Here is a 26906-nt window from a genome sequence, read left to right as displayed (position 1 = left end):
CTATTTAAGGGAGAAAATGAAAAACTATCTTTTTGCTTGTGGTGTGGCTTTGCTACTCGGTGGAGTGATGTTTGTGGGCTGTGGGGATAATGGGGATTCTAATGCGGATTCTAAAAAAGAAGAATCTAGCATAGAATCTGGGGCAAAACAAAATCAGCCCCTTGTGCTAAAAGTCCGCAGTGAGAGTGAGTTTAGCCAAATGCTTGGGCTATTACCAAATGAGCAAAGATTCTATGTCGCTTTTGGTATTATTGGCAATAAGGGCAAGGCTGTGAATATATTGCTTCACAGAATTGATAATGGAGCGTTGGGTATAAGCATTACTCTCACAGATAATAATGAAACCTCGCATTTTTCACTTTCACAGCTTGAATCTGGGCTAGAATCTCAAGCATTGGTACTAAAAGGCGTGTGGAATGCGGATAGTGAGCTAAAGGGCAAGGAATTTGCCTTTAAGGTATGTGAGAGCTGTGAGCTGTATGAGATTGATTTTTTGACAGAGCGTTTTAAGAGTAGTCAAAATGTTGAAGGGCAAAATGTGGAATATATAAAAAGTATTACAAAAGCCTTTATCCCGCAGAATAATAAGATTCCACAAGGGGCGATTGAGAATTTAAATCTTGCCCTAAATAATGGAGCAAAAGATAAGCAAAGCCTTGTAAATAGCCTAAAAAAAGAGCTACAAGATAGCTTTAGTCAGCTCACACAAGATGGCGGGGGACTGCTCTTTAATAGCGAGTATGATAGTAGTATAGAAGTGGTAGCGAGAAATAAAATCATTACATTTAGGCAAAGTGAATATACCTATGAGGGTGGGGCGCACGGCAACACCGAGATTGCATTCCGTAGCTTTTCACTGCAGAGTGGCAAGGAGCTTTCAAACAAGATTGAAGATGTGTTTGATATGAGTAAAAAGGATAAGATTCTCTCTTTGCTAAGTCAAAAGCTAGAGCCACAAAAGAATGAGCTTTTTGCTGAATCTTTGCCCTTAAGGGAGATGTCTAGTTTGTTTTTCATTACAAGGGCTGGAATTGTGATGATATGGCAGCCCTATGAGATTGCCCCTTATGCGAGTGGCTTTATACGCGTGGTTATGAGTGCTGAAGATTTGGGTATAAAGGGGCGTGGGCAGTTGGGGGAATTGCTAAGAAAAGATTCTATTTATACGCCCATTATTGATGAAGTGTTGGGATTTCCACAAGGGCTTAAATGAAGATTCTATTTAGCCCAAGTGAAGGTAAGATAATCCCAAATGGGGATTTACGAGTGTTTGACCTAGAATCTAATGGCGTGTCTTTGGTGGTAAAAGAAGCGGTGGAAGAATATATAGCATTTTTGCAAAGTGGGGCTGAAAGCGAGATTGCCACACTTTTTGGCACTAAAAAACTAGATTTAGATGAACTTGCTTTAGCACAAAACTGCTTGAATGCCCCTTGTGTTGAAGCGGTGAGATTATATAATGGCGTGGGGTATAAGGCTTTAGATTTTGAAAGATTAGATTCTAAAGCAAAGAGTTATGTGCGAGAACATCTTTATATTTTTAGTAATTTATTTGGAATGCTTAGGGCAGATACGCCACTGCCTTATTATAATCTTCATCAGGGTAAGGGTAAGGGGACTTTTGCTTTGAAAGCATTATATAAGAATCTTAAGCCAAGTATTGATGAGATTTTAGAAAATAGTGAAGCGCTAGATTTGCGTGCGGAGGCGTATCTCAAAGTCTATCAGGTAGAAAAATGTAAGCATTATACACAAGTGGTGTTTTTAAAAAATGGTAAGAGAGTGAGCCATTATGCTAAACATTATCGTGGAATTTACGCAAGGGCGGTGGCTCAAAAGGGGCTAGATTCTACAAAAGAATTAGAGCATTTAGAGATAGCAGGGCTAGTTTTGAGCGAAGTAAAACACGGCAAAAATGCTACAATCTTAACCTATGAAGTTGTATCCTAAGGGGATTTTACCTTTTGTAATATCAAATGCGATACAATTTTTAATCTCAACATTAAAGGTTTGGCGTAATGATAAAAATCACAGAAAATAGTCTGCGAGATGGACATCAATCACTTCTAGCTACGCGTATGCGGACAGAGGATTTACTTCAAGCGGCGGAAATTTTTGATTCTATTGGGTTTCATAGCTTGGAAGTTTGGGGTGGGGCGACTTATGATACTTGTTTGCGGTATTTGAAAGAAGATCCTTTTGAGCGTTTGTATGCGTTTAAAAAAGTCTGTGTGAAAACGCCTTTGCAAATGTTGCTACGGGGGCAGAATCTCATCGGCTATCGGCATTATGCTGATGATGTGGTAGATGAGTTTATCAAGCTATCCTCTCAAGCGGGAATGGATATTTTTAGAATCTTTGATGCGTTTAATGACTCTAGAAATCTTAAAACTTCTATTGAATCTGTCAAAAAATATGGCAAACACGCACAAGGAGCGATTTGCTACACGACTTCGCCGGTGCATACGATACAAAGCTTTGTGGAATACGCTAAAGAGCTAGTGAAAATGGGCTGTGATTCTATTGCTATTAAAGATATGGCAGGACTTTTAACGCCTTTTGTAGCCTATGATTTAATCAAAGCATTGAAAGAAGAGATAAGCGTGAGCTTAAGCCTACATACGCATTCAACGGCTGGATTTGCCTTTGGCGCACATTTAAAGGCAGTCGAAGCTGGTGTAGATGTGCTAGATTTAGCAAATTCTGCTTTAAGTGAAGGCACAAGCCACCCCTGCACGCAGTCAATGGTCGCCACACTGCAAGGGAGCAAGTGGGATAGTGGCTTAGATTTAGAGCCAATGGAGAAGGCAGCGGAGATTTTGCGTAAAAACCGCAGAAAATATAAAAAGTTTGAATCTCAATATAATCAAATTGACACACGCGTTTTGCTTAGTCAAATCCCGGGCGGTATGATTTCAAATATGGCAAACCAGCTAAAAGAGCAGAATGCCCTTGATAGAATGGATTCTGTGATGAGTGAGATTCCAAAGGTGAGAGCGGACTTTGGCTATGTGCCTTTGGTAACGCCTTCAAGCCAGATTGTAGGGACACAAGCGGTGCTTAATGTGCTGATGGGAGAGCGGTATAAGACTATTACCACAGAGACGCGTAATGTCATCAAGGGCTTGTATGGTCGCACACCTGCGGCATTAAATGAATCTTTAGTCAAAAAGGTGCTAGGTGAGGGAGAGAAAATCATAGATGTGCGTCCGGCGGATTTATTAGAGCCAGAGCTAGAAAAGGCAAGGCAAGATTCAAAAGAGTTTGCTAAAAGTCCGCAAGATGTGATTTCTTTTGCGATTTTTGGGAATATTGCTAAGACTTTTTTGCTAGAGCGGAATGCCAATGCGTTAAAGCCTGAACCATTAGAATCTTTTGAAGAAAAATGCGATAGCAAATTGCCTAAGGAGTTTAATATTGTTGTCAATGGAGAGCATTATGAGATTAAGGTTGAGGGCAGTGGGGAGAGAACTGATGAGGTGCGTCCGTTTTTTATCCGCGTAGATGGGGAGCTAAAGGAAGTTTTTGTAGAGAGTATAGATACATCATTAGAATCTAAGATTCATAGAGAGCAAAAGGCAGGGGCATTGCCACAAGCCACCGCTCCCGGACACGCTAAATCGCCAATGCCCGGCACACTTACAAAGCTTAAGGTGCAGGTGGGTGATAAGGTGAAGCTTGGCGATACTTTGGCGATTGTAGAGGCTATGAAAATGGAAAATGAAGTGCTAGCCCCCATAGATGGCGTAGTCAAAGAGATTTATGCTACGCAAGGAATGCAGATAGGAAGCGATGTGGCGATAATGCTGCTTGGCTAGTGGCTATTGTGCTTGTGTGGATTCTGCTTGTTGTAAGAATCTGCTTTTTAAGCCCATAGCATAAAAATAGAATCTTTAGAGAAAAGTCCAAACAAAGTTTAAGCTATGGATTGTCCCCAAATCTAAATCATTAGATTTGCTGTAGATATTTGCACGATAGGTAATATCGGTATTGACTAAAAACGGAATTATTTTTGCTATGCCTAGACCTACTTCAATATATGCTCCATTTGCTTTGAGATTATGTTTCTCGCTAAAGTTTGCTCCGACACCAATTATAAGATTAAGGGCGCCAAAATCTCTTGGAGGGTGAATATACAGCATTCCACCCACAGAGTGAGTGGGGGCATAAGTGTCCATATAAAGATATTTAAGCCTTGCACCAAATCCTATTTCATAATCAGTAAAAGGAATGGATACAGAAGGCTTTAAAGCAAAATTATCATTTACAAAGAAATTCCACCCTACACTTGCACCAATGATTCCGCCAAATCTATCTTTAGCTACTTTATCTGAATCTATCTTGTTTAAATCTCTGCTAAAGCCATAGTGAAAGGAAGCTATTTGAGACCAATTTCCCACTATATGTGGCTCTTGCCCAGCTCTTAAACCGCCACATATCATAATGCTAAATATAAAGATTCTTAATAGTCTCATTTTTTACCCCTTAAAAACGATTTGCGTAAAAACTATTTATAAGACAAATAATTTTTGTAAATTTAGATTCTAGTCTTCTAAAATTTAGCGTAAAATATCTAGTGTCTGCTCTTCTTGCTCGTAGATAATCTTGCTTTTATCCCACTCTCTATTACCCTCGCGTTTTTTAATCCCACTTGAAGTTTCTACTGCTTTTTCATTGCCTGTGGCGGATTTTGCCTTGCCTTTGATATTTTTGTGATAAATTGTTGTGGGGCTACCACCAAAATGGCTTGTATTGCTTTTATACTCGTCTTTTTTGCCACCCATTACATCAGCTTCACTTTTGCCTAAAAGCTCCTTTGGGATAGGCAGACGCTTGATTGAGCCATTTGGGGCAATCTCCATAATGCCAAGCAACACACCCCTTTTGTGATCAATCATTAGCGTTTGATTGGGCTTGAGATTAAGCTCAATGCGTTCAATAGTCTCAAAATCAAGAATCATATTATCTGCTAAAACATTAATGCTAAAGCCCATACACACCGCTAAAAATACACCCTTGATACCCGCACTTGTGATACGCATATTTGCCCCTTAAAAATGAAGTTTGTGATTAAGATTTTACTGCTAGAATTATATCTTAAGTTTTTTATTTTAAAGGAATTTTATGGAAAATACACAGCCCATCAGCACATTAAACGCCCCCCAAGCTATCGGTCCTTATTCTCAAGCTTATATCCATAATGGTGTAATCTACACTTCTGGGCAAATCGCTCTAACACCACAAGGCGAGTTTATAGACGGAGATATTACCGCTCAAAGCACACAAGTTTTAAATAATCTTAAAGCTATTTTAGAATCTGCAGGGAGCAGTCTGCAAAAGGTTATTAAGACAAGCGTTTTTTTAAGCGATATGGAGCATTTTAATGCGTTAAATGCGGTGTATGCGGAGTTTTTTGGCTCACATAAACCCGCTAGAAGCACCATTGCAGTTAAGACACTGCCTAAAAATGCCCTTGTAGAAATTGAGTGCATTGCTGTGCTTTAGGAGATTCTAGGATTTTGAAACGACACATATAAAGGAGACAAATAATGGAGGATTTGCGTAATATTACTCGTATTTTTACCGCACCGCTTGATTTTATTAACAAATATTTTAAGGCATTGCTTTTTTTGTTTGTCGTGCTACTTGTGATTTTTGCTGGGGGCGATGAGAGTGAGAATAATCCGCCAAATGTGGCAAAACTTCATCTAACAATGCCAATTTATGAGAGTGAGAGCTTCGCACACGCGGTAAAAAAAATCAAAGAAAATGAAAATATTAAAGGCGTGTTGCTTGTGATAGATTCACCGGGAGGGCTTGTTGGAGCGAGTATTGAAATTGCTGATATGATAAAGGATTTAGCTCAAAAAATGCCCGTGATTGCCTATGTGCAAGGCTCAATGGCGAGTGGAAGCTATTATGCAGGAATGTATGCAAATGAGATTTATGCTAATCGTGGGGCGTTGATAGGCTCTGTGGGGGTGATTTTTAGCGGGGTAAATATTGAAGAGCTTATGCAAAAAGTGGGTGTGAAAGAGCAGGGCATTAAAGCTGGGGCATATAAAGAGATAGGCACGATGACACGCAAATGGAGTGTGGAAGAAAGGCAATTCCTTGAAAATCTTTTACAAGAGCAGTATGCTATGTTTTATAGCGATGTGATGAGGGCTAGAGGGGAAAAGCTAAAAAGCAAGGATTACCACGATTTTGCTGAAGGGAAAGTTTTTTCTGCAAATAAAGCTTTGGAGCTTGGCTTGATTGATAAGGTAGAATCTATGCAAGGGGCAATGGAAGAGTTGCGGCAAAAAGTGGGTGTAGATAAGCTTATTTGGCTTGAAAAGGATAAATTTGAAACCTATATGGATAAGCTTTTTGATACTATGAGTTCTAAGATTCTATCCCTTTCAATCCCATCGCTTAAGGCTACTTTATGAAAGGACATCTTATTCAGGCTGCTCAACAGCGTGATGAACGCGTGATACTTATTAGTGCGCCGGATAAAAAAGGGCTTATTTATCATATCTCATCGGTGCTTTATGAGCTTGGGCTGAATATTGAACGCAATGATGAATATGTGGATAAGGAAAATGAGCGGTTTTTTATGCGGACACATACTTATGGTGAGGCTAACGATGAGATTTTACAAAAGAGATTGGAATCTATTCTGCCGCGTCAAAGCACACTTAAGATTCAAGATGTGGGTAAAAAAAAGATACTTATCCTTTGCACGAAAGAAAATCATTGTGTGGGGGACTTGCTCCTTAGGCACGATAGCGGAGAGCTAAACGCACAGATTGAGGCTATTATCAGTAACTATGATGTGCTAGAACCTTTGGCGATGAAGTTTGGGATACCTTTTTTTCATATTTCTGCAGAGGGCTTAAGTCGCAAAGCACACGAAGATAAGCTTTTGGAGTGTATTTCTAGCTTTAATCATAGCTATATTGTGTTGGCAAAATATATGCGGATTCTCACAAATGAGTTTGTCTCGCATTTTGAAAATCGCATTATTAATATTCATCATAGCTTTCTACCCGCATTCATCGGGGCTAATCCCTACAAACAAGCACACCAAAGGGGCGTTAAGCTTATTGGTGCGACGGCACATTTTGTTAATGAGAATCTTGATGAAGGTCCTATTATTACCCAAGATGTGATACATATTAATCATAGCTATTCGTGGCAGGATATGCAAAAGGCGGGCAGGGATATTGAAAAGATTGTGCTTTCTCGTGCGTTAAATTTGGCATTAGAAGATAGAATCTTTGTGTATGGGAATAAAACGATTATATTTTAAAAAATGATGTTAGGTTAAAAATGGATTCAAAAATTGCTTTGCTTGAGGTGCTGATTGATGGAAGTGCTAATTGATGTATGTATAGGTATTTTTTGTGCATTGCAGTGGCTGGTGTATCTTATCTTTGGCTTTAAAGCCCCACCACATACAAGCAAAACTTTTCAAAAACATTTTTATACGCTTCGCCTAGCCTTACCCTTGCGGCTTTTGGTTATTTTTTTGTTGTATATTGTGCTGATTAAGCCTTTTATGTAGAGATGATAAAATGTCTAGGAAAACAACTCAAGCCCAAAAATCGAAAAAAGATCAAGATTCTAGAAGTATCAAAGAGCTTTTTATTTTGCGTAAAAAGGCTTTGCTTTCACAGCATAAGGTGCGTAAAACAAGTAAAAGGGGCAAAAAGCTATCTATTGCTTGGCTAGATTCTATGCTAGATAGAATCTATAATGGATTTTCACAAATGAGTGTGTTTATCTCGTGGAGTGTTTCTTGGCTACTTTGCTTTGTGCTGTGGGCGGTGCTGTTGTATCTTGTGTGGCAGGAGCTTTTATGGTGGGGATTTGTATAATGAGAGATTCGTATATTTTATGCCCCATCAATGTTTTCTAGTAATTTTTAAGCACATTTAGGCTAGAATCTGTGGATTTATCCAAAGAATATAAAGAATATGAAAAAGGATTCCTATGCCAAAACGCACCGATATTCACACGATTTTACTCATTGGTTCAGGTCCTATTGTCATTGGTCAGGCTTGTGAGTTTGACTACTCTGGCACACAGGCGGTAAAAACGCTAAAAGCTCTTGGCTATCGTGTCGTGCTTATAAACTCAAATCCAGCGACTATTATGACAGACCCAGACTTTGCGGATCGCACTTATATTGAGCCTATTACTGAAGAGATTATTGCGGATATTATTAAGCGAGAGAGCGTTGATGCGATTTTGCCGACTATGGGCGGACAGACAGCCCTTAATGTCGCAATGAGTATGTATGAAAAAGGAATGCTTGAGGGCATAGAGTTTTTAGGTGCAAAGCCTAGTGCGATAAAAAAGGGCGAGGACAGACAGGCTTTTAAAGAAGCGATGCTAAAAATTGGTATGGACTTGCCAAAATCCCGCTATGCCTACACAGAAGAAGAAGCCCTAGAGGCAGCAAAAGAGATAGGATTCCCACTTATTATTCGGGCTAGTTTTACCCTTGCAGGTGGGGGCAGTGGCGTGGCATATAATATTGATGAGTTTAAAGCGGTGGCTAAAAATGGCTTAGAGACAAGCCCCATTAATGAAATCTTAATTGAAGAATCCCTGCTTGGCTGGAAAGAATATGAAATGGAGGTTATACGCGATAAGTTTGATAACTGCATCATCGTGTGTAGCATTGAGAATCTTGACCCTATGGGTGTGCATACGGGAGATTCTATCACTATCGCACCAGCTTTAACACTCACGGATAAAGAGTATCAAAGAATGCGTGATGCAAGTTTTAAAATCTTGCGAGAAATCGGCGTAGATACCGGCGGGAGCAATGTGCAGTTTGCTATAAATCCAAAAAATGGCAGAATGACTGTCATTGAGATGAATCCGCGTGTATCGCGTAGCTCCGCCCTTGCAAGTAAGGCAACAGGCTATCCTATCGCAAAAGTGGCTACAATGCTAGCTGTTGGCTTTAGCTTAGATGAGATAAAAAATGACATCACAGGCACGCCGGCGAGTTTTGAGCCTAGCATTGATTATATTGTTACAAAAATACCCAGATTCACATTTGAGAAATTCCCACAGGCAGATTCCACACTCACAACGAGTATGAAGTCTATCGGCGAAGTAATGGCGATTGGCGGGAGCTTTAAAGAGAGTTTGCAAAAGGCGTTGTGTAGCCTTGAGACAGGCATTTTTGGGTTAAATCAAATCTGCAATGATTTAGAGACTATTAAAAAAGAGATTAGACGACCAAACGCAAATAGGCTGCTTTATATCGCCGAGGGCTTTGGGCTTGGAATGAGTATTGAAGAAATGCACGAGCTATGTAAGATTGATAAGTGGTTTTTACACGAGATAAAAGAGATTGTAGATTCTGAATCTAGTATTACTTCGCAGATTTTAAGTGACGAATCTCTTATGCGGCGGATAAAAAGCTATGGCTTTAGCGATAAGATGATAGCCCATTGGCTAAAGCATAATGATGGAATGGAGATAAGTGAGAGTGAAGTATATCAGGCTAGGATTGGGCTTGGTGTGGAGTGTGTGTATAATGAGGTGGATACTTGTGCGGCGGAGTTTCCTAGTCTTACGCCGTATCTTTACTCAACAATAGGTAACTTTGTGAGTGTTGGCAATTCGGCTTTCACGCAATCTTTTGGGGAGTTTGAAAATTCTTTGTGCGGCAGCCCTTTGAGGCTAGCCTCCGCAGAATTTTCTGCACAACCCCAAAATCTTACGCAAAATCCTAGAATTGCGGATTCTGTAAATACAGAATGCCAAGATTCTAGTGATATGGATTCTAGCAACACAGAAAATTCTAGTATCGTGAGTGAAGTTCGTGGGTTATCAAAGAATTGTGCGGAGACTAGCCTAAAGGGCTGTCGCACAAGCAATTCTGCAGATTCCCGTGAAATTCACCACGAGACGAATTTTTCTAAGGTTATGATAATCGGCGGTGGTCCTAACCGCATCGGTCAAGGCATCGAGTTTGACTATTGCTGCGTTCATTCAAGCTTTGCCCTAAATGATCTAGGCATAAAAAGCATAATGTATAATTGCAACCCAGAGACCGTTAGCACAGATTATGACACAAGCGATGTGCTTTACTTTGAGCCAATTGATTTTGAACGCGTCCGGGCTGTGATTGAGAGAGAAAAGCCAGATGGCATAATCGTTCATTTTGGCGGACAAACACCCTTAAAACTTGCAAATTCCCTAACAAAAATCAATGCTAAAATCATCGGCACAAGTGCAAAAGTCATCGACACCGCAGAAGATAGAGAGAAATTTGCAAGTTTTGTAAATAATCTAGGGCTAAAGCAGCCCCAAAATGGCATAGCCTATGAGAAAGAACAGGCATATAGTGTGGCTAATAAAATCGGCTTCCCCGTGCTTGTAAGACCCAGCTATGTGCTTGGCGGACGGGCTATGCGGATAGTGTATGATGATGATGAGCTAAAGCAGTATATGGACGAAGTGATTGCTGTGAGTGATAGCTCTCCTGTGCTTATTGATAAGTTTTTGGAATATGCCATTGAGCTTGATGTGGATTGCATTAGCGATGGGGAGAGTGTGTATATCGGCGGGATAATGGAGCATATTGAAGAGGCGGGGATTCACAGCGGGGATAGTGCGAGTTCCCTGCCGACAATAAATATTAGGGAATCTATGCTAAAAGAGATAGAGCAAAGCACGGCTAAAATCGCCTTGAAACTTGGTGTAGTGGGGCTTATGAATGTGCAGTATGCAATCTATAATAATGAATTGTATTTGATTGAAGTAAATCCGCGTGCTAGTCGCACCGTGCCTTTTGTAAGCAAAGCTACAGGACTTCCTTTAGCTAAAATTGCCACAAGAGTTATGTGGAATCATAGTGTAAAAAAAGCAGAATCTAAAGATTCTACACTAGAAGAAGCGTTAAGATTTTATGATAAATATCAAAAGGTTGATTTCACGCAAAGCCCCCTTAAGCCAAAAACCCTTCAGTATGTGTGCTTAAAAGAATCTGTTTTTCCTTTTACAAAGCTTAGTGGAGCGGAACTCTCACTTGGACCAGAGATGAAAAGCACAGGGGAGGTTATGGGGATAGGCAAAAGCTTTGGACTAAGTTTTGCTAAAAGTCAGCTTGCGTGTAAAAATGCCCTGCCTTTAAGTGGAAAAGTGTTTTTATCCCTTGCGAGTCTTGATAAGAAAGAGGGCGTAGCATTAGCAAATGACTTCATTAAGCTTGGATTTTCTATCTGTGCCACGGAAGGGACATATAAGATTCTGTGTGAAAATGGCATTGAAGCAAGTCATATTTTGAAAGTAAGTGAGGGGCGACCAAATATCATAGATCGTATGATGAATAATCAAATCGCCCTTGCTATCAATACAAGCGATAATCTTTCAAACAAAGATGACACACATCTTATCCGCACACAAATTATCAAAGGCTCTATTCCGTATTTTACGACTTTGGCTGCGGCTCGTGTGGCGATTGAAGCCATTAGGGATATTAAAAAATATAATCTTTCTCAAGCCTTTTCTTTGCAGGAATATTTGGAAAGTTAAGCAGATTTTGCGAGAAGCTAGATTCTGTTAATTTAAGTCTTTAGATAGTAAAAAGGTATTGTTTTTGCTTAAAGTGCCGATATAGATAAGGCAGAGTTGTTTCAAGGACGAAAAATATGCAAGGAATAGGACAATGAGAGTTACATTTGGCACGAAGTATAACCAAATGAATTATTATCAAGGCACGATGCAAAGCAAACTTATGGATATAAATACTAAGATTGCTTCGGGGCTTAAGATTCAGTATGGTTACCAAGATAGTAGTGTGTTTAATCAGAATCTCAAGCTTGAATATGAAAAAATCAATCTTGATCAAGGCATTGATGTGGGTAATGATGCCTATACTTCTACGCTTAATACCGATAAGGCTCTAGCAGAGCTTTCCCAAACCGCCGAGCAGTTTAATACAAAGCTTATTCAAGCGGCAAATGATATTCACTCTCCTACTTCACGCGAGGCGATTGCTAGGGACTTAGAAAAGCTTAAAGATCATATGATAAATATTGCTAATACTTCTATTGGTGGGGAGTTTCTCTTTGCCGGGAGTAATGTCAAAATCCGCCCTTTTGAGCCTGATGGCACATATAAGGGCAATGATGAAACTTTGGAAGCATTGGTAAGTAACAATAATCCTATACCTTATAATATCACGGGGCAGGAGCTGTTTTTTGGGCGAGATTCTGACCATCATAAGAGTATCACTACAAATATCCGCAAATTTAATCAAACAAAGCTGAATAACGACATTATGGATAGGATTAAACGCGGTGATATACCCGAAGAAGTGTATATTAAGGCAGGGGATACCTTGCGTGATTTGCTAGGTGATAACGATGATGACACAAGTAACAATGGCAAGGAGTATTTTTACTTACGCGGTGTGCGACCAGATGGCACAAGCTTTAAGAGTAAATTTGACTTTGATGTGGGCTATAAGAATCCAAATAACGCCACAAAGGTGCAGGACTTGTTAGATAAAATAGGCAAGGAGTTTGGGAATACAAGCAAGAATAAAGTTGTTGATGTGAGCCTGAATTTTTGGGGGCAGATTGAGATTAAGAATCTTCAGCCCGGTAATGCGAATTTGGATTTCAATCTTATATCAAGTGATATGGATGTTGAGAATCTTGATGATCTTCCAGCCCTTGGAGCTAGGGTTACGAGTTTTCAAAAAAGCCCATTTATGGGGGAATTTTCACAATCTCATCTTGAGGCGATAAAAGATAATTATGATCACAGAAATCTCACTTTCCCTTCAACCTTGCTGACTAAGGATAACTTCCCTGCTACGCTTAATACAAAGCTCAAAGATGTGCTAAATGAAGATGTAAGCACACTTGTGATAGCAGGGACTCGCCCAAATCACGATGATGGCACGATTAATGAAGAGCCTATTGAAGCTTTAAGTGTGGCGGTGAGTGATGATTTAGAAGTGCAGGATTTACTTGCTATGATTAAAAAGCATTTTGGCGGCAAGGTTGAAGGCGAGATTATCCGTGGGGAGCTTGTGCTGCGTGATATGAATGTAACGCATAAAGATAGGGATATGATGAATCCGCCATATAATGGTCCTAGTGGCTTTAGTCTCTCTCTCACAACGCTTAATGATATGGGGCTAGAGACAAAGGGTATAAGGCGGGACTATCGCACAGAGTATGATCAAGTCAGCTTTGATAATCAAGGCTCAAAGCTTATCTCTAATGTATCGCAGATTCTAGCAAATGGTATGGGGTATGCGAATGATGAGACAAAGCTTTCTGCTGTGGCTGGGGGAAGTTTAGATGGGCAGACCTATCATCTCGTGCTTGAAGACCATAATGGAATCCCTGTTAATGCGCGTATTGAGTTTAGCAATAAGGGGAGCTATCTTGTCTTGCCTAATGCGGATTTTGACTTGAATGATCCAAAGTCTCAAGCGGAGTTTTCAATCCCACTTTATAATCCCCACGATGAGCCACCAGCAGTAACAATCAGCAAAGCCGATGATGTGTCCTATCGGCAACTACTTGATGCGATTAACATTGCCCTTAATTATAGCAATCAGCCTATGGAGTATTATCAAAACGCCCAAGCTCAAAAGGGTGTGCCAACGCAAGAAGGCAAAAATGCCTATGAATCGCTTCTAGCCCAGACAAAAGGGCGTGTAAGTGCGTATTTGACACAAGATGGGCGTATTGAGATAAGTGATGAAATGCGTTCTGTGTCGCGTATGAAATTTATGATGTATGATAATGCAAGTAATGATTTTAGTGAGCAGGGAATACGCAACTACCGCTCTTCTTTGACTTTTAATGCCAATAATGCACTCACTATTGATGAACCTGATGTGAATTTTTTCAAATCCCTTGATGGTATTATTGAGGCTGTAAGGGCAGGGGTGTATCGCCCAGACGCGTTTGGGGACGAATATACAAGTGAAATGCGGAATAAGGGGATTCAAAATGGCATTGAACTTTTTGGGCATTTAAGCGATCATATAGAAAAGATGATAGCACTTAATGGCGCGCATAGCAGGAGTTTTGAGAATGTCATTAGACGCAATGAAGTCTTGCGTGTGCAAATAGAATCCATTAAGAGTGATACTATTGGCACTGATGTTGCAGAGACTTATAATCACTTCTCAAACCTTACGACAAATTACAATGCTGTGCTTGCTTCAACAAGCCGTATTAATCAAATGTCATTGGTGAATTATCTATGAATTGTATTCCTATACTCCGTTACACACATATCCGTGATATGCAAGATTCTCACAGTGTTTCATTAGCAGTTTTTGAAAAGCAGATAGAGTATTTGCAGAAAAAATCTTACACTTTTTTAAGCCTTGATGATATGATAGCCATCAAACAAGGACAGATGGAGCTACCGCAAAAATGTGTGCTTCTTACATTTGATGGGGCGTGGAGGGATATTTACCAAAATGCCTATGAGGTATTAAAACATCATTGGGTGAAGGCGGGGCTTTTTGTGGTAACAGAGTGGATAGATGAATCTTCAAAGCAGAAGCAAGAATATCAGCCTATCCCACATAGTGAGTGTAAAAATACGCTTTTGCATAGCCCAAGAAGTGTGATGTGTAATTGGGAAGAGGTGTGTAAAATGCAAGATGTATTTAGTATCGGCTCTATGACGCATACTTATCAGTTTTCAAATGTCGTGTCTGTGTCGTGGCACGATGATTTTGAACTCTCAAAACGCTTGATTAAAGAACAGCTTGGTGTGGATACAAAACACCTAGCTTGGCCAGATGGAAACTATAATCAAGGTTTGCTCCGCACAGCTAAGAGTATGGGCTATGAAGCGTTTTACACAATGCAGGGTGGCTTAAATCAAGTAGAAGAAAGTAATGATGCACTTAAGCGTTTTGATGTGAAAGATAATCTTTTTTGGTTTAAAAAGGTGTTGTTTGCTACTTCAAGCACAAGAAATTTTAGAATTGGGAAATTGTTATTATAAATTATGCTATAATTGAAGCTAATTTTAAGTATTGAGAGGAAAGGAAAATGAGAATCTTAGTCATTGAGGATGATTCGGCTTTGTGCAAGAGTATTGAGGATATGTTAAATGGGCATAGCTACCAAACTGATATTGCGGAGAATCTAAAAGATGGGGAATACTTTATCAGTATTCGTAACTATGATTTGGTGCTATCGGATTGGGATTTACCAGATGGTTGCGGAGTTGATATTATCTCTCAAGTGAAAGAAAAATCCCCACGCACACCTGTTGTGATAATGTCTAGCAAGTCTTCTGTTGAAAATGAACTTCACGCATTTAAAGAAGGAGCTGATGACTTTATTTCTAAACCTTTTAATGCTGAAGTTTTGCTTGTTAGGATTCAGGCTAGATTGCGATTTTGGGGTTCAAGTGTGATTGAAATTGAGGATTTAGTCATTAACCCAGATGAAGAGAAAATTACATATAAGGGGCAAGAGATTGAGGTTAAAGGCAAACCTTTTGAGGTGCTTACCCACCTTGCACGCCATCGTGATCAAATCGTTTCAAAAGAACAACTGCTTGATGCGATTTGGGAGGAGCCAGAGCTTGTAACACCAAATGTCATTGAAGTGGCGATTAATCAGATTCGTCAAAAAATGGATAAACCTCTTAATATCGGCACGATTGAGACTGTTCGCCGCAGGGGCTATCGCTTTTGTTATCCTAAAAAACCAAGCGAGAGCTAATTTCTTCAATCACTTTTAAGCACTTTAAGATATAATTCCACCGCTTCCTTGCAGACTTATGCAATAAGTTTGCAAGACAACGCTTCAGGGTGGGAACACAGCAGAGCATCTTGTAATTTTGTGTGCCATAAGCACCTGCAAGGGAGTTTTTAGGACTCATTTACTCGCTATTAACTTCATCTTTAAAAATATTTTGTAGAGTTTAGCCCTTGAGATTTAATGTTGAAAGGTTTTTTTGTTATGTGGATTACACGACAACTCACTTCAAATTTTAGGCAGGAATACACCATTGAAAGAAAGCTTGTAGATTCTCGTAGCACACATATTGTAGAGATTTTTAAGAGTGCTGATTTTGATGAAGTAGCGATGATTGATGAAAAGCATTTAATGCTTAAAAAATATCTCTATATAGAATCTGAGCTTCTCTCTCATATTCCACTTTGCGTTATCCAAAAGCCAAAAAATGTATTGCTTTTTGATAGTTTTAATCTTGAGATTGCTTATGAATGTTTGAAACACAATGTAAGCGTTGATTGTGTGCAAGGGGACAGAAAGAGCTTAGATTCACTGATGAGCTTTTTGCCCCATTTTCATCAGGTTATGCAGCATAAAGATTTTAGGCTTGTAGCTCAAGCAATGGACTTAGAGATTAAAAAGTATGATGTTATCATCGCAGATTCTATTTTGAATAAACATCAAATTGATGGCTTATCGCGTATGCTGACAAGTGAGGGGATTTTGATTATCCGTAATCATCACCCTTTGCTTGAAGAAAATCTATTTATTGAATCTCTCAAATATTGCGAGGATTTTTTTCAAATCATTATGCCTTTTTTCTCGCACATCAGCATTTTGAGCGATAAGAGTTATATTTTTGCTTCTAAAAGGCTTCACCCTTGTGCGGATATGCTTTTGCAAAAGATAGATCTTCTTCCGCAGTTGCAATATTATAATGCCAAGATTCACGAAAATGCCTTTGTGCTGCCAAACTTTTTATTTGATAAACTTAATGGTATTGCACGTTTTTAGGGGGTAAAATGGGGGAGCTGCGTTATGCTATTGCATTGACAGGATCTATTGGGAGTGGAAAAAGCACACTTGTGAGCTTTCTTTCATTGTATGGATATGAGAGTGTATGTGGGGATAGCATAGCTCACAAAATGCTTGATGAGTATGCGGTGGAAGTGCTTAAAGCATTTGGAGATTCTATTGCAGATGAGAATGGAAAAATTAATCGTAAAAAATTAGGAAAAATTATTTTTAGTTCATCTAAGGAGCGTGAAAAACTTCAAAATATTCTGCATCCGCCCATTCAAGCTGAGATTCTCTCAAAAGCGTGGCAGCTTGAGGAAAAGGGTGTGTGGTATTTTTTGGACATTCCACTTTTTTTTGAAGTTGGTGGCAAGGAGACTTACCCTGTGGCACGCTCCCTTGTGGTTTATACGCCAAAAGACAAAGCCATTGCTAGAATCATAAAGCGTGATAATCTAAGCCTTGAAGATGCCACAGCACGACTAGAGGCGCAGATTCCTATTGAGCAGAAATGTCGCTTGGCAGATGATATTATAGGTAATGATGGAGATTTGCGTTCCTTGCAGCAACGGCTAGAATCTTATTTACAATCTTTGCCATCATATAGGCGTTAGTATGCGTTTTATTAAATATAGTAGCAGTGGCAATGACTTTTTGATTTTTCAAAGTTTTGAACGCGACAATGGGGGGCGTTCTAGCCTTGCAAAGCGTGTATGTGAGCGACATAATGGTATTGGTGCTGATGGTATGGTTGTGCTTTTGCTGGGGCAGGATTCTAAAGATTCTAAAAAATATGCGTATGAGTGGGAGTTTTACAACGCTGATGGCTCAAAGGCTAAAATGTGTGGTAATGCGAGTAGGAGTATCGGGCATTACGCATTTGTGGAGGGCATAGCTCCTAGGAAGCATAGCTTTTTAAGTCAGGCTGGGATTATAGGGATTACAATAGATGAGAGTGATACCAGCTTAGTGCAAAGCGATTTGGGTGCTTATAAGCTTGTGGAAGAACACATAGTAGAATCTAATCCTTACGGCGTTAAATCGTGGGCTTTACTTGATAGTGGAGTGCCACACCTTGTGGGCTTTGTGAATGATAAAAAAATGCTGACATACTTAAAAGATGAGCTTTTAAGGGCTTTGCGTGAAAAATATAATGCGAATGTGAATCTTGCCTACATTGATGAAAGTAGCGATAGAAGCAGGATTTTGTATATGACTTATGAAAGGGGAGTGGAGGACATTACCCAAGCGTGTGGGACGGGTGCAGCTGCGGTATTTGCTATGGCTTTAAGGCTAGGCTTGTGTGGGAAAAAGGCTTTGCTTATCCCACCAAGCAATGAGATTTTAGAGCTACAAATGACAGAAAATCAGCATATTTTATTTAAGGGCAAAGTCCAACGCATCGCCATTTGTGAGTGGCTTAATTCTATATAAAGGAGAGATGAGTGAAAAATACACATATTAAACAGCGGGGGGGGGGGGGTATAACCTCAATGTAGAAAAAGATTTAAATGTAGCTAAGATACGGCAGATAGCTTCTTTCATAAAGACAAATTTTCACAGGCTAGGATACGATTTAAAAACACCAAACTCAAAACCATTCTTTTCAACATTTTCACCCCACACGCTGCCATAGATTCTAAAACCTACACAACCTATCGCAATATTAGCATTCTAGCTATTCTTAATATCTGCTTTATGATATGCGTCTTTAGCCCTTATGCTATTTATGGTAGTGATGTATCACAATTTGACATAAGCCAAACATATCAAACACTAGGAGCATTATTTGGCTTTTTTATTCTCTCTTCATTTGGATTAATTTACTTCACAAGCTTCTTTTATAAGACAAGATTGCTTAAGATTGGAGTTTGGGGTGTAAGTGTCATTCTCTGTATAGGGCTTGTATATACATTTGTAATCGTGGGTGATTATGGAGCGATGGATCATTTTATATTTCAAAAACCAAACTTTGCCAATCCTGATTTAAGGATTCAAAAATATGTCTGTTTTATTCTTGCAGTATGTGTTTCTATAATCTTTTGTTTATTGATGACAAAATGGCTTAAACAGATATGGGGTATATTATTTGTTACACTTTTTGTTATGAGTAGTTATTATTTTATAGGTATAGCACACTCTTTACAAGATTATGCAAAATATTCTCACGCCCAGAATATTCAAGATTTAAACAATCTGCAACCTTATGAAAAAGAATTATTCTCTTACTCTAAGACTGAAAAGAATATCATAGTTATGGTGCTTGATATGTTTAGTGGCTCACATATGCATCCACTCTTAGAGCAATTCCCAGAGTTTAAAACACAGCTTGATGGCTTTGTGCTATTTGATAACGCTATATCTACGACAAACTCTACTATTCATAGTATTGCTACGCTTATCGGCGGGGAGCATTATGCTGTATATAATATGAATGCCAGAAAAGATAATCTTGATGATAGTATCACTGAAGCCTTTGGTGTTATAGGTGATACTTTTGTAAAGAACGGCTATGATGTGGGGTATTTTATGGCAGATCTTTCAACAAGATTTGACAAGGTAAAAAATATACAACAACAACATAACGCTTATACAAAACGCTCGTGCTTATGCGAGCTATTATTACAATTCCAATCCATATATAAAAGAAAGAATGAGCAAGCAGATTTTGGCTAAAAAAGATGGAGTAAAGTTTTTGCTTCTTCATACTGGTTTATTTCGCTTTGCTCCGGAGCTGTTTTTTCGCCCTAGAATCTACAATGGTGGAGCGGTGGCTATTAGGAGATGAAAATCTTTCAAATCAACAAGCAGCCCTAGAATTTGCATCATCATTTTATGCCTTTACGCATTTACACAACACAGAATCTAAAAAGCCAACTTTTAAATATCTCCACTCATTGATGACACATTTGCCTTATACATTATCTTTTTAAAATGGTGAATATGTGCCTTTTACGCAGGATTCTATTTTTGATACATATCCGCATAAAGATATGATGAACTATGTTGTTAAAGAATATGAGAGGGTATATTTTCGGCATTATGATACGGAAGCTTGTGCTTTGAATTACCTTAGCGATTTTGTGCAATGGCTCAAAGAAAATGGAATCTATGACAACACACAGATTTTTGTAGTAAGCGATCATAGCGGATTTGATGATATTGGGATACCATATTCTGTAAGTCAAAAGGGGCATCGTCCTGTCTCATTATTTTTGTTTAAAGATTTTAATACAAGTGGAAAGTTAAAACTAGATTCCAGACTTATGGCAAACTATGATAGTCCAAGTATGTTTTGCGATAATCTGCCTAATGGGTGTCCTAATGTGCCAAAAAATATTCTTAGCAACTATCCTAAAAATAGAAATATTATTAGCACAATCCCTATTCATTGGGACATCTCTTTACACAAAAAGAATGAGTGGCTTATCAATCATTATTTTCAAGTTAAAGGCAATGTTTATGATAAAAGCAGTTGGCAAGACATCACAGAATCTGTCAAAAACGGCACATTTAAGATTGATGGGATAGAGCATTAAGATAGATTGCTAGGTTGTGTAAGAGAATTTAGAAATGTCTAGAATCTAAGGGTGTTTAGAAACTAGGATTCAAAAATCTCCTTAAAATACTCGCTGCTTTTGCTTTTGGGAATCGTCTTTGTCGTGGGCAGGGCTAGGACTTCATAGTGCTTTGTGTATTCTAAATAATGAAGTGAGATTCTATCCCCCACACGCACTTCCTTGCTGCTTTTAGCCACATTACCATTAATCTTTACGACACCATTATCGCACATATCTTGGGCAATACTCCGCCTTTTCAAAATATTCACACTGCTTAAAAATTTATCAACACGCATTTATCGCTTCCTTTGAATCTTAGAATGATTAATTTTATACATCTTTGATGGGCTAGATTCACTAAAGCCCCGCCTATCACACACAATCACATCACATACTTCATACGCCCATTGCTTATTAAAACTTTTTCCCGTGAGATTAGCCGAAGTGGAGCAAAGCATTTGAAAATCTCGCAAGAAGCGTGAATGAAGCTCATCTTTTACTACTCGCACCGCCTTGCCATTAGGGTAAATAAAGGTGCTATTTTTAGCTTTGCGAATCGTGTTTTTATGCTTGTTTGGCGAACGCACTAAGGTTTTTAAATGCTCTAAATTATAAGATTCTATAAGCAGGGCTTGAGATTTGGGGCGTGATTTGCGTAAGTTTAGAATCTGTGGATTCTTGCTTAATAATCCCGCTGTGGTATCGCATTGTGCTAAAAATATAGAATCTTGCTCCATCATAAATTCCTTGGAATCTCAATTAAAAACTTTAAAATCTTAGCATAAGATAAATAATCCCCTTGAGATGTGTGTTTTTAAAAATTGTAAAAATTTTTTCTAAATTTTTGTATTTTTGGAATATCTATTGCTTATCATTTTGTGTGAATATCGCAGATTTTAATGGAAAGGATACAATATGTTAAGGTCTTTATGGTCGGGTGTTAGCGGTATGCAAGCACATCAAATCGCACTTGATGTGGAGAGTAACAACATTGCCAATGTGAATACCGTTGGTTTTAAATACTCAAGGGCGTCATTTGTGGATATGCTATCTCAAATTAAGCTGATTGCTACTTCACCTTACAAAAATGGGCTAGGAGGGCAGAATGACTTCTCAATCGGTTTGGGTGTTGGGATTGATGCGACGACAAAGGTTTTTTCACAAGGGAATACGCAAAATACCGATGTGAAAACTGATATTGCCATTGAGGGTGATGGATTTTTCATTATCTCGCCAGACCGCGGGACAACGCACAATTATACGCGTAATGGAGAGTTTCTCTTTGATGCTAATGGGAATCTTGTAACAACAGGTGGTTATGTCGTGCAAGGCTGGGTGCGTCCTCCACTTGAAGCGGCTGAATCTGGCACAATGAGTGATTTTGACTTTTTTAGAGTGGATAACACAGGACCGGTGAGAAATATCCAAATTGACCCGGGTATGGTTATGCCAGCACGTGCGACAAAGACTATTACTCTAAGGGCTAATCTTAACGCAGGGCGACATATTGAACAAATGCAAGAGGTAGCAGCACTAGATTCTACTGCTAGGACGGCAGCTGATGGGATTCAGCCGGTGTATGATTCTCGTGGTGTGCTTATGCAAGTGGGCGAGGATATGGGTGTTTTATTCAATGATGATGGCGATGCGTTTGCGTTGAATGAAAATCAGGGCATTTGGATGAGCTATAAAACTGCTGTGATTAAGCACGATACCGTGGCAACCGATGAAGTCAGCACCATAGGCATTAATGGTGAAAAAGTAAGCTTTTCTAACAATTCTGCAATAACGGGTGTTAGCTCCATTGTGGCGGCACAAAATGCAATTAACTCACTGCGGGATAAAACAGGTGTAAGTGCTTATGTGGATGCGGGGCAGCTAAGGATTGAAAATCGCAATCAAATGGACGGCGGAGAGAAAGTTAAAAATGTCCGCATTACCGCTGATGGCACAGGTGTGTTCCAAAATTTTGTGAAGGGTGAAGAGGATATTACCGCCTTTAGATACCGCTATACAAAATCCGAAGATGCAGATTCTACAACAGGGCAGTTTAGAACGACAGAGGATTTAAGAGCACTTATCCAATATGATGCAAATATGATTAAAAATCCCGAAAAAACCTACCAAGAAAGCACCGCTTCCGTGGCTGTAACGCTTAATCGCTGGGGTATGTTTGAAATCACAAATGGTGATGATGCTGATGATGAGCAACGCAACCTAAGCCTTTATGTAACAAGCCACTTTTCGGATAATGTAACAAACAATGTCCTTTTCAAAGAAACATTTAAGGCATTAAATACCGCTTCACTTATTGAGGGTGGCTCGGCTGTCAATACAGGCAAGATTAATAAAGCTACACACGCCACGAGTGTGGATATTGTGGATAGTTTGGGAAGTAAGCATAATATCCGCTTTGAGTTTTGGAAGACAGGCGATGCGGTATGGAGTTTTAGGGCTGTGGTGCCTGAACCTGCACAATTTGTCGGCGGTTCCGCGACTAAGCCTAATGTCTTTGAGGGTGGGAGAGCGACATTTAATAGCGATGGTTCACTCTCTGGTATGAATCCGCCGGTATTGCAGTTTGACCCTAAAAATGGAAGTAAAGGACCTCAAAGGCTTGAATTAAAATTTGGTGCGAATGAGAGTTTTGGGGGCTTAACGAGCGTGGATAAAATCTCTGAAACTTATGCGATCAATCAAAATGGCTATCAAGCTGGAGATTTGATGGATATACGCTTTGACTCAAATGGCTCGTTGCTTGGGGCGTTTAGTAATGGACGCTCAATCGCCCTAGCACAAGTAGCGTTGGCAAACTTTGCTAACAATACTGGTTTGCAAGCTGAAGGTGGGAATGTGTTCTCACAGACAGGAAATAGCGGTGAGCCGATGATTGGTGCGGCAAACACAGGGCGAAGAGGCGGTGTGAGTGGAAGTAAGCTGGAGATGAGTAATGTGGATTTGAGCCGAAGCTTAACGCAACTCATTGTCGTGCAGCGGGGCTTCCAAGCCAACTCAAAGGCGGTTACGACTTCAGATCAGATTCTTAACACGCTTTTAAATCTTAAGCAATAATTTTATGGTATAGATTCTATGTTGAGACATAGAATCTTATCTGTTATTTACACGCATTAAAAGGCTTAGAGCCGATAATCCCTCTCCATATCGCACTTAAAGAAAGTGTGAAAAGTAAAATCTTAAAAACCATTTCACTTTGCTTATGCATAGAATCAAATTCAGGTGTGCCAAAGCTCCCTAGAGCTTGAGATTCCATTATGTAAGGCGTGTAATAAAGTGTAAAAAGAAAGATAAGAATGACATTTATCCCACCGAGTAAAAGCCACAATTGCCGCTGTGTGCTATAAGCAAAAAGCCTAGCTGTGAAAAATGTGGCAAGCTCATAAATGATAATGACAATAGCTAGAATATTGAAATACACATTGCATTTTTCAAAGATTTTTCCCATAAGTAAGCCACTATCGCTGATTGAAAGCTGTGGCAAAAAGCTAGAAGCACCAAAGATTGTCGCTGCTGCAAACGCACAGGCAATAATACACCCAACGCCAATGCTAAGCATTAGCCCATAGATAGAATCAAGAATGCGAAAAGTTTTGTAAAGTTTCATTTGTTCTCCTTTAATGATTTTCATTATTATAAATAAAGAATCTAAATTTAAAATATTCGATTTGGATACTGGTTGTTGTAAGTAAAAAATATTGAAAGAACAAGCTTGTAATTTTAGTTTTAAGACTCCTGCCCTACAAAAAGCATTTAATGAAACTATGCTAAAATCCTTGCCTTATTTTTGAATAAGGCGAAAGATTTTAGAAAGGATTGTGGATAGGGTAATGCGTGAAAATACAATGTCAAAAGAGACACGGGATTTGGGGGAGTTTGATATAGCCATCATCGGCTTAGGTGTGGCAGGGAGTAATCTCGCCTCACTTTTACAATCTCATCTCAAGGTCATCGCTATTGATAAAAAAGATTCTAGCGGGGATTGCTTTGATGAGAGTTTTCATAAGCCTTGTGGTGGGCTACTATCTGAGGGTGGGCAGAAAGCATTTGCTACACAAGGGCTAAATCTTCCCACACGCTTACTTGTAGAGCCTCAAATTTTTGCCATCAATACCATTGATTATGGCTACCCTTACGCCTCCTACATTCAAAAAGGCTACATTAATATGGAGCGACACGCCTTTGACTTATGGCAGAAATCACGCATTCCTAGTCATATTTCTACCTTTCATAAGGCGTATTTTAAAAGTCTCAAGCAAGGTGAAAATGGAATCTACACGCTCCATTTTAAACGCCAAGATTCTAAGAATGCTAAAATATCGCAGGATTTTACTTGTAAGGCTAAGATTATCATCGGTGCTGATGGGGCAAAGAGCCATTTACGGCGGTATCTCTACCCACAGCTTAAGACAAAGTCGTTTGTGTGTATCCAAGAATGGTATAAGGAGCATAACGCCCCTATGCTTTCTTGTATTTTTGATAAAGAACTTACGCCAAGTTATAGCTGGAGTATGTCAAAAAATAGCTATTTTATCTTCGGTGGGGCGTATCCACACGCAAACTGCCAAGAGCGATTCCGCACACAGATAGAGCGACTTCGCACTTTGGGCTTTATCTTTGGGAAGCCTTTAAAAAAGGAGGCGTGTTTGGTGCTGCAACCTACAAGGCTAAAGGATTTTGTCTTAGGGCATAGTGGCGTGTTTTTAATCGGTGAGGCAGCTGGGTTTATTAACGCAAGCACACTGGAGGGCATAAGTGGAGCGATGAATAGCTCTAGGATTCTAGCTAGTGTTTTAAATACTTGTGATATAAATGCCCTGCATTCTGCCGATAAGATTCACAATGCCCTGCATAAAGCGTATAGGGCAAAGGCTAGAATGCTTATTGTGAAAACTTTATTTCGGCATTATGTCCGTTATCCTTTTATGTTTGTGCCTTGCATTCGGCGGTTGATTTTACGATTTGGGCTATTGCGTTTAAGAAAAGGGCTAGAAAATGGCAAGATTATCTAGTTTAGAATCTGGCTTAGATTTTAGTTTGCAAACACATTTAGAATCTAGGCGAGATTCTAAGTAATGTCAGAATCTCACTTCAATCCTAAAGATTTCACCCCACAACTGCCTGAAAGCGTGGAGTTTATCCTTTCTCAATTACAAATGCAAGGGTATAAGGTGTATATTGTCGGTGGGTGTGTGCGTGATATGATTTTACATACTTTAGAATGTAGCGATAATGCGGGGCTTAAAAGTGATTTAGCTTATCAAAATTTGCCAAGTGATTATGACATTGCTACTTCTGCCCTGCCAAGTGAAGTGATAAAGCTTTTCCCCCGCACAATCCCCACAGGTTTAAAGCACGGCACGATAAGCGTGATTTATAATAGTGAAGTTTATGAGATAAGCACTTTTCGCATAGAGGGGGCTTATAGCAATAAACGCGCACCTGATAGTGTGAGATTTACTACTGAATTAGAGCTGGATTTGCAAAGGCGGGATTTTACGATGAATGCCCTTGCGTATTCGCCGCAAACGGGGCTAATTGATAAGGTAGGTGGGCTAAGGGATATTATCAATCGTAAGATTATGTGTGTGGGGGAGGCGTATTTGCGTTTTAATGAAGATGCTTTAAGAATCTTGCGTGCCTTGCGTTTTGCTGCGACTTTGGACTTTGAGATAGAATCGCACACAGATTCTGCACTGCGAGAATGTGCTAAGAATTTATGCTATATCTCAAAAGAACGCATAAGAGATGAGCTTACAAAGCTTTTATGTGGCAGGGCGGCGGAAAAAATTATGCGTAAGTATAGTGATGTGCTGAATGTAGCATTTGGCGGAATGATAAGCTTTGAAAGACTGGAAGTAAGATTACCACAAAATATGGAATCTAAAGCATTTGTATGGGCTTTATTTTTAGCTCAAGTGTGTGATGGGGACAAAACAAGCAAAAGAGATAAGGTGGATAAGATTTTAGAATCTCTCAAATTTGATAATAAAACAAGGCGGTATGTGAGTGAGATTCTAAAAGCGTGTGAGATACCCCTTGAGACAAATAGGCAGGAGATAGCAGAGCGGATTATCGCCCTTGGCGGTAGGGAGACTAGGGAGTTTGGGCATTTGGAGCGGGGCTGTGCAAGTGAGAAAATGAGTGGGGATAAGGAGTTATCTATTAGCGGAGAGCGGATTTTGCGTGATATGATAAGGCTAAAAATGGCGGTGGTGGCTCAAGATTCAACGCAAGATTCAACTCAAAAGAGACTTAAAGAGTTTCAAAAAGCTATGGAGCAGGTGCTAGATTCAAACCTGCCTTTAAGTCTAAAGGAGCTGTGTGTGAAGGGCGATGACTTAAAGGCTCTAGGTATTGTGGGGAAGGACATAGGCAGAATCTTGCAGATATTGTTAGAAGAGATTGCAAGTGAAAAATTAAAGCACTCTAGAGAAGCTTTGCTGATAAGGGCAGGGGAGCTAAGGGGCTAGTTTAGTAAGGTTATTTTTGTGCTAAGAGTGCGTCAAAATATATTTAAAGGCTAAGTGTTTGTAGAATCTACAAACACAAACTAACCATTCTACAA

General features: G+C 39.4%; 26 protein-coding genes and 1 other RNA gene. 22 read left to right on the top strand and 5 right to left on the bottom strand.

All coding sequences use genetic code 11. The features are described from left to right. Positions 1 to 16 precede the first annotated feature (16 nt). The 3 genes from LS74_RS00835 to oadA all read left to right on the top strand — a co-directional run bounded on the left by LS74_RS00835 (position 17) and on the right by oadA (position 3818). Positions 17 to 1213, top strand: a complete 1197-nt coding sequence (locus LS74_RS00835; protein ID WP_034586188.1) for a DUF3298 and DUF4163 domain-containing protein — start codon at positions 17 to 19, stop codon at positions 1211 to 1213. Beyond that, positions 1210 to 1950, top strand: coding sequence for a YaaA family protein (locus tag LS74_RS00830; protein ID WP_034586185.1), 741 nt, complete (start codon positions 1210 to 1212; stop codon positions 1948 to 1950). Before LS74_RS00835 ends, LS74_RS00830 begins: the two co-directional genes overlap by 4 nt. 68 nt (positions 1951 to 2018) lie before the next feature. After that, entirely contained in the window at positions 2019 to 3818 is a 1800-nt protein-coding gene (gene oadA, locus LS74_RS00825; protein ID WP_034586182.1) for a sodium-extruding oxaloacetate decarboxylase subunit alpha, read from the top strand. 75 nt (positions 3819 to 3893) lie between these two features. On the opposite strand, the gene LS74_RS00820 is transcribed toward oadA, so the two are convergent. Beyond that, positions 3894 to 4475, bottom strand: coding sequence for a hypothetical protein (locus LS74_RS00820; RefSeq protein ID WP_034586179.1), 582 nt, complete (start codon positions 4473 to 4475; stop codon positions 3894 to 3896). Positions 4476 to 4559: 84 nt separating this feature from the next. After that, positions 4560 to 5042 (bottom strand): hypothetical protein, encoded by a 483-nt coding sequence (locus LS74_RS00815; protein ID WP_034586176.1) that lies wholly within the window; start codon positions 5040 to 5042, stop codon positions 4560 to 4562. 82 nt (positions 5043 to 5124) lie between these two features. Here LS74_RS00815 and LS74_RS00810 point away from each other — a divergent pair, with 82 nt between their 5' ends. From LS74_RS00810 to LS74_RS11140, 16 genes are all read left to right on the top strand, one after another. Beyond that, positions 5125 to 5505 (top strand): RidA family protein, encoded by a 381-nt coding sequence (locus tag LS74_RS00810; RefSeq protein ID WP_034586174.1) that lies wholly within the window; start codon positions 5125 to 5127, stop codon positions 5503 to 5505. 44 nt (positions 5506 to 5549) lie between these two features. Further along, a complete protein-coding gene (gene sppA, locus LS74_RS00805; protein WP_034586172.1) occupies positions 5550 to 6434 on the top strand; it encodes a signal peptide peptidase SppA in 885 nt (294 codons plus the stop codon). Continuing rightward, on the top strand, positions 6431 to 7297 hold the full coding sequence (gene purU / locus LS74_RS00800) for a formyltetrahydrofolate deformylase (RefSeq protein WP_034586170.1): 867 nt from the start codon (positions 6431 to 6433) through the stop codon (positions 7295 to 7297). Before sppA ends, purU begins: the two co-directional genes overlap by 4 nt. Before the next feature lie 57 nt (positions 7298 to 7354). Further along, positions 7355 to 7552: a hypothetical protein gene (locus LS74_RS00795; RefSeq protein ID WP_034586168.1), complete on the top strand. Its 198-nt coding sequence runs from the start codon at positions 7355 to 7357 to the stop codon at positions 7550 to 7552. A 10-nt stretch (positions 7553 to 7562) separates the two neighbouring features. Next, positions 7563 to 7865, top strand: a complete 303-nt coding sequence (locus tag LS74_RS00790; protein ID WP_034586164.1) for a hypothetical protein — start codon at positions 7563 to 7565, stop codon at positions 7863 to 7865. 115 nt (positions 7866 to 7980) lie between these two features. Continuing rightward, positions 7981 to 11547: a carbamoyl-phosphate synthase large subunit gene (gene carB, locus LS74_RS00785; protein ID WP_034586161.1), complete on the top strand. Its 3567-nt coding sequence runs from the start codon at positions 7981 to 7983 to the stop codon at positions 11545 to 11547. A gap of 133 nt (positions 11548 to 11680) precedes the next feature. Continuing rightward, positions 11681 to 14248 carry a flagellar hook-associated protein FlgL gene (gene flgL, locus LS74_RS00780; protein ID WP_138128657.1) on the top strand — a complete coding sequence of 856 codons (2568 nt, stop codon included), beginning with the start codon at positions 11681 to 11683 and terminating at the stop codon, positions 14246 to 14248. After that, positions 14245 to 15003 carry a polysaccharide deacetylase family protein gene (locus LS74_RS00775; RefSeq protein WP_034585608.1) on the top strand — a complete coding sequence of 253 codons (759 nt, stop codon included), beginning with the start codon at positions 14245 to 14247 and terminating at the stop codon, positions 15001 to 15003. Before flgL ends, LS74_RS00775 begins: the two co-directional genes overlap by 4 nt. A gap of 47 nt (positions 15004 to 15050) precedes the next feature. Beyond that, positions 15051 to 15731, top strand: a complete 681-nt coding sequence (gene hsrA / locus LS74_RS00770) for a homeostatic response regulator transcription factor HsrA (RefSeq protein WP_034585611.1) — start codon at positions 15051 to 15053, stop codon at positions 15729 to 15731. A gap of 47 nt (positions 15732 to 15778) precedes the next feature. After that, an RNA gene (ffs, locus tag LS74_RS11740) (signal recognition particle sRNA small type) lies at positions 15779 to 15876 on the top strand. A 95-nt stretch (positions 15877 to 15971) separates the two neighbouring features. Continuing rightward, complete coding sequence (locus tag LS74_RS00765; RefSeq protein ID WP_034585614.1) at positions 15972 to 16760, top strand: spermidine synthase; 789 nt, start codon at positions 15972 to 15974, stop codon at positions 16758 to 16760. 8 nt (positions 16761 to 16768) lie between these two features. After that, positions 16769 to 17377 carry a dephospho-CoA kinase gene (gene coaE, locus LS74_RS00760; RefSeq protein ID WP_034585617.1) on the top strand — a complete coding sequence of 203 codons (609 nt, stop codon included), beginning with the start codon at positions 16769 to 16771 and terminating at the stop codon, positions 17375 to 17377. Between the two features lies 1 nt (position 17378). Beyond that, positions 17379 to 18197: a diaminopimelate epimerase gene (gene dapF, locus LS74_RS00755; RefSeq protein WP_034585619.1), complete on the top strand. Its 819-nt coding sequence runs from the start codon at positions 17379 to 17381 to the stop codon at positions 18195 to 18197. Positions 18198 to 18461: 264 nt separating this feature from the next. Further along, positions 18462 to 19439, top strand: a complete 978-nt coding sequence (locus tag LS74_RS11150) for a hypothetical protein (protein WP_236096738.1) — start codon at positions 18462 to 18464, stop codon at positions 19437 to 19439. A gap of 47 nt (positions 19440 to 19486) precedes the next feature. Next, a complete protein-coding gene (locus LS74_RS11145) occupies positions 19487 to 19696 on the top strand; it encodes a hypothetical protein (protein WP_236096737.1) in 210 nt (69 codons plus the stop codon). Positions 19697 to 19708: 12 nt separating this feature from the next. Then, a complete protein-coding gene (locus LS74_RS11140) occupies positions 19709 to 20302 on the top strand; it encodes an alkaline phosphatase family protein (protein ID WP_236096736.1) in 594 nt (197 codons plus the stop codon). Positions 20303 to 20364: 62 nt separating this feature from the next. Here the strand turns inward: LS74_RS11140 and LS74_RS00745 are convergent, their stop codons facing one another. Next, entirely contained in the window at positions 20365 to 20619 is a 255-nt protein-coding gene (locus LS74_RS00745) for an RNA-binding S4 domain-containing protein (protein ID WP_034585622.1), read from the bottom strand. Further along, entirely contained in the window at positions 20620 to 21060 is a 441-nt protein-coding gene (locus LS74_RS00740) for an L-threonylcarbamoyladenylate synthase (protein ID WP_034585625.1), read from the bottom strand. Positions 21061 to 21238: 178 nt separating this feature from the next. Between LS74_RS00740 and flgE the strand changes: the two genes are divergently transcribed. Beyond that, a complete protein-coding gene (flgE, locus tag LS74_RS00735; RefSeq protein WP_034585628.1) occupies positions 21239 to 23395 on the top strand; it encodes a flagellar hook protein FlgE in 2157 nt (718 codons plus the stop codon). A gap of 43 nt (positions 23396 to 23438) precedes the next feature. On the opposite strand, the gene LS74_RS00730 is transcribed toward flgE, so the two are convergent. Beyond that, on the bottom strand, positions 23439 to 23945 hold the full coding sequence (locus LS74_RS00730; protein ID WP_034585630.1) for a DUF4149 domain-containing protein: 507 nt from the start codon (positions 23943 to 23945) through the stop codon (positions 23439 to 23441). A 223-nt stretch (positions 23946 to 24168) separates the two neighbouring features. Between LS74_RS00730 and LS74_RS00725 the strand changes: the two genes are divergently transcribed. Beyond that, positions 24169 to 25350: an FAD-binding protein gene (locus LS74_RS00725; protein WP_052086371.1), complete on the top strand. Its 1182-nt coding sequence runs from the start codon at positions 24169 to 24171 to the stop codon at positions 25348 to 25350. 63 nt (positions 25351 to 25413) lie between these two features. Continuing rightward, complete coding sequence (locus tag LS74_RS00720) at positions 25414 to 26811, top strand: CCA tRNA nucleotidyltransferase (protein ID WP_034585633.1); 1398 nt, start codon at positions 25414 to 25416, stop codon at positions 26809 to 26811. The last annotated feature ends 95 nt before the right edge of the window (positions 26812 to 26906 follow it).

Source organism: Helicobacter magdeburgensis (assembly GCF_000765825.2).
Taxonomy (GTDB): Bacteria; Campylobacterota; Campylobacteria; order Campylobacterales; family Helicobacteraceae; genus Helicobacter_C; species Helicobacter_C magdeburgensis.
This window is presented reverse-complemented; position numbering and strand designations above follow the sequence as displayed.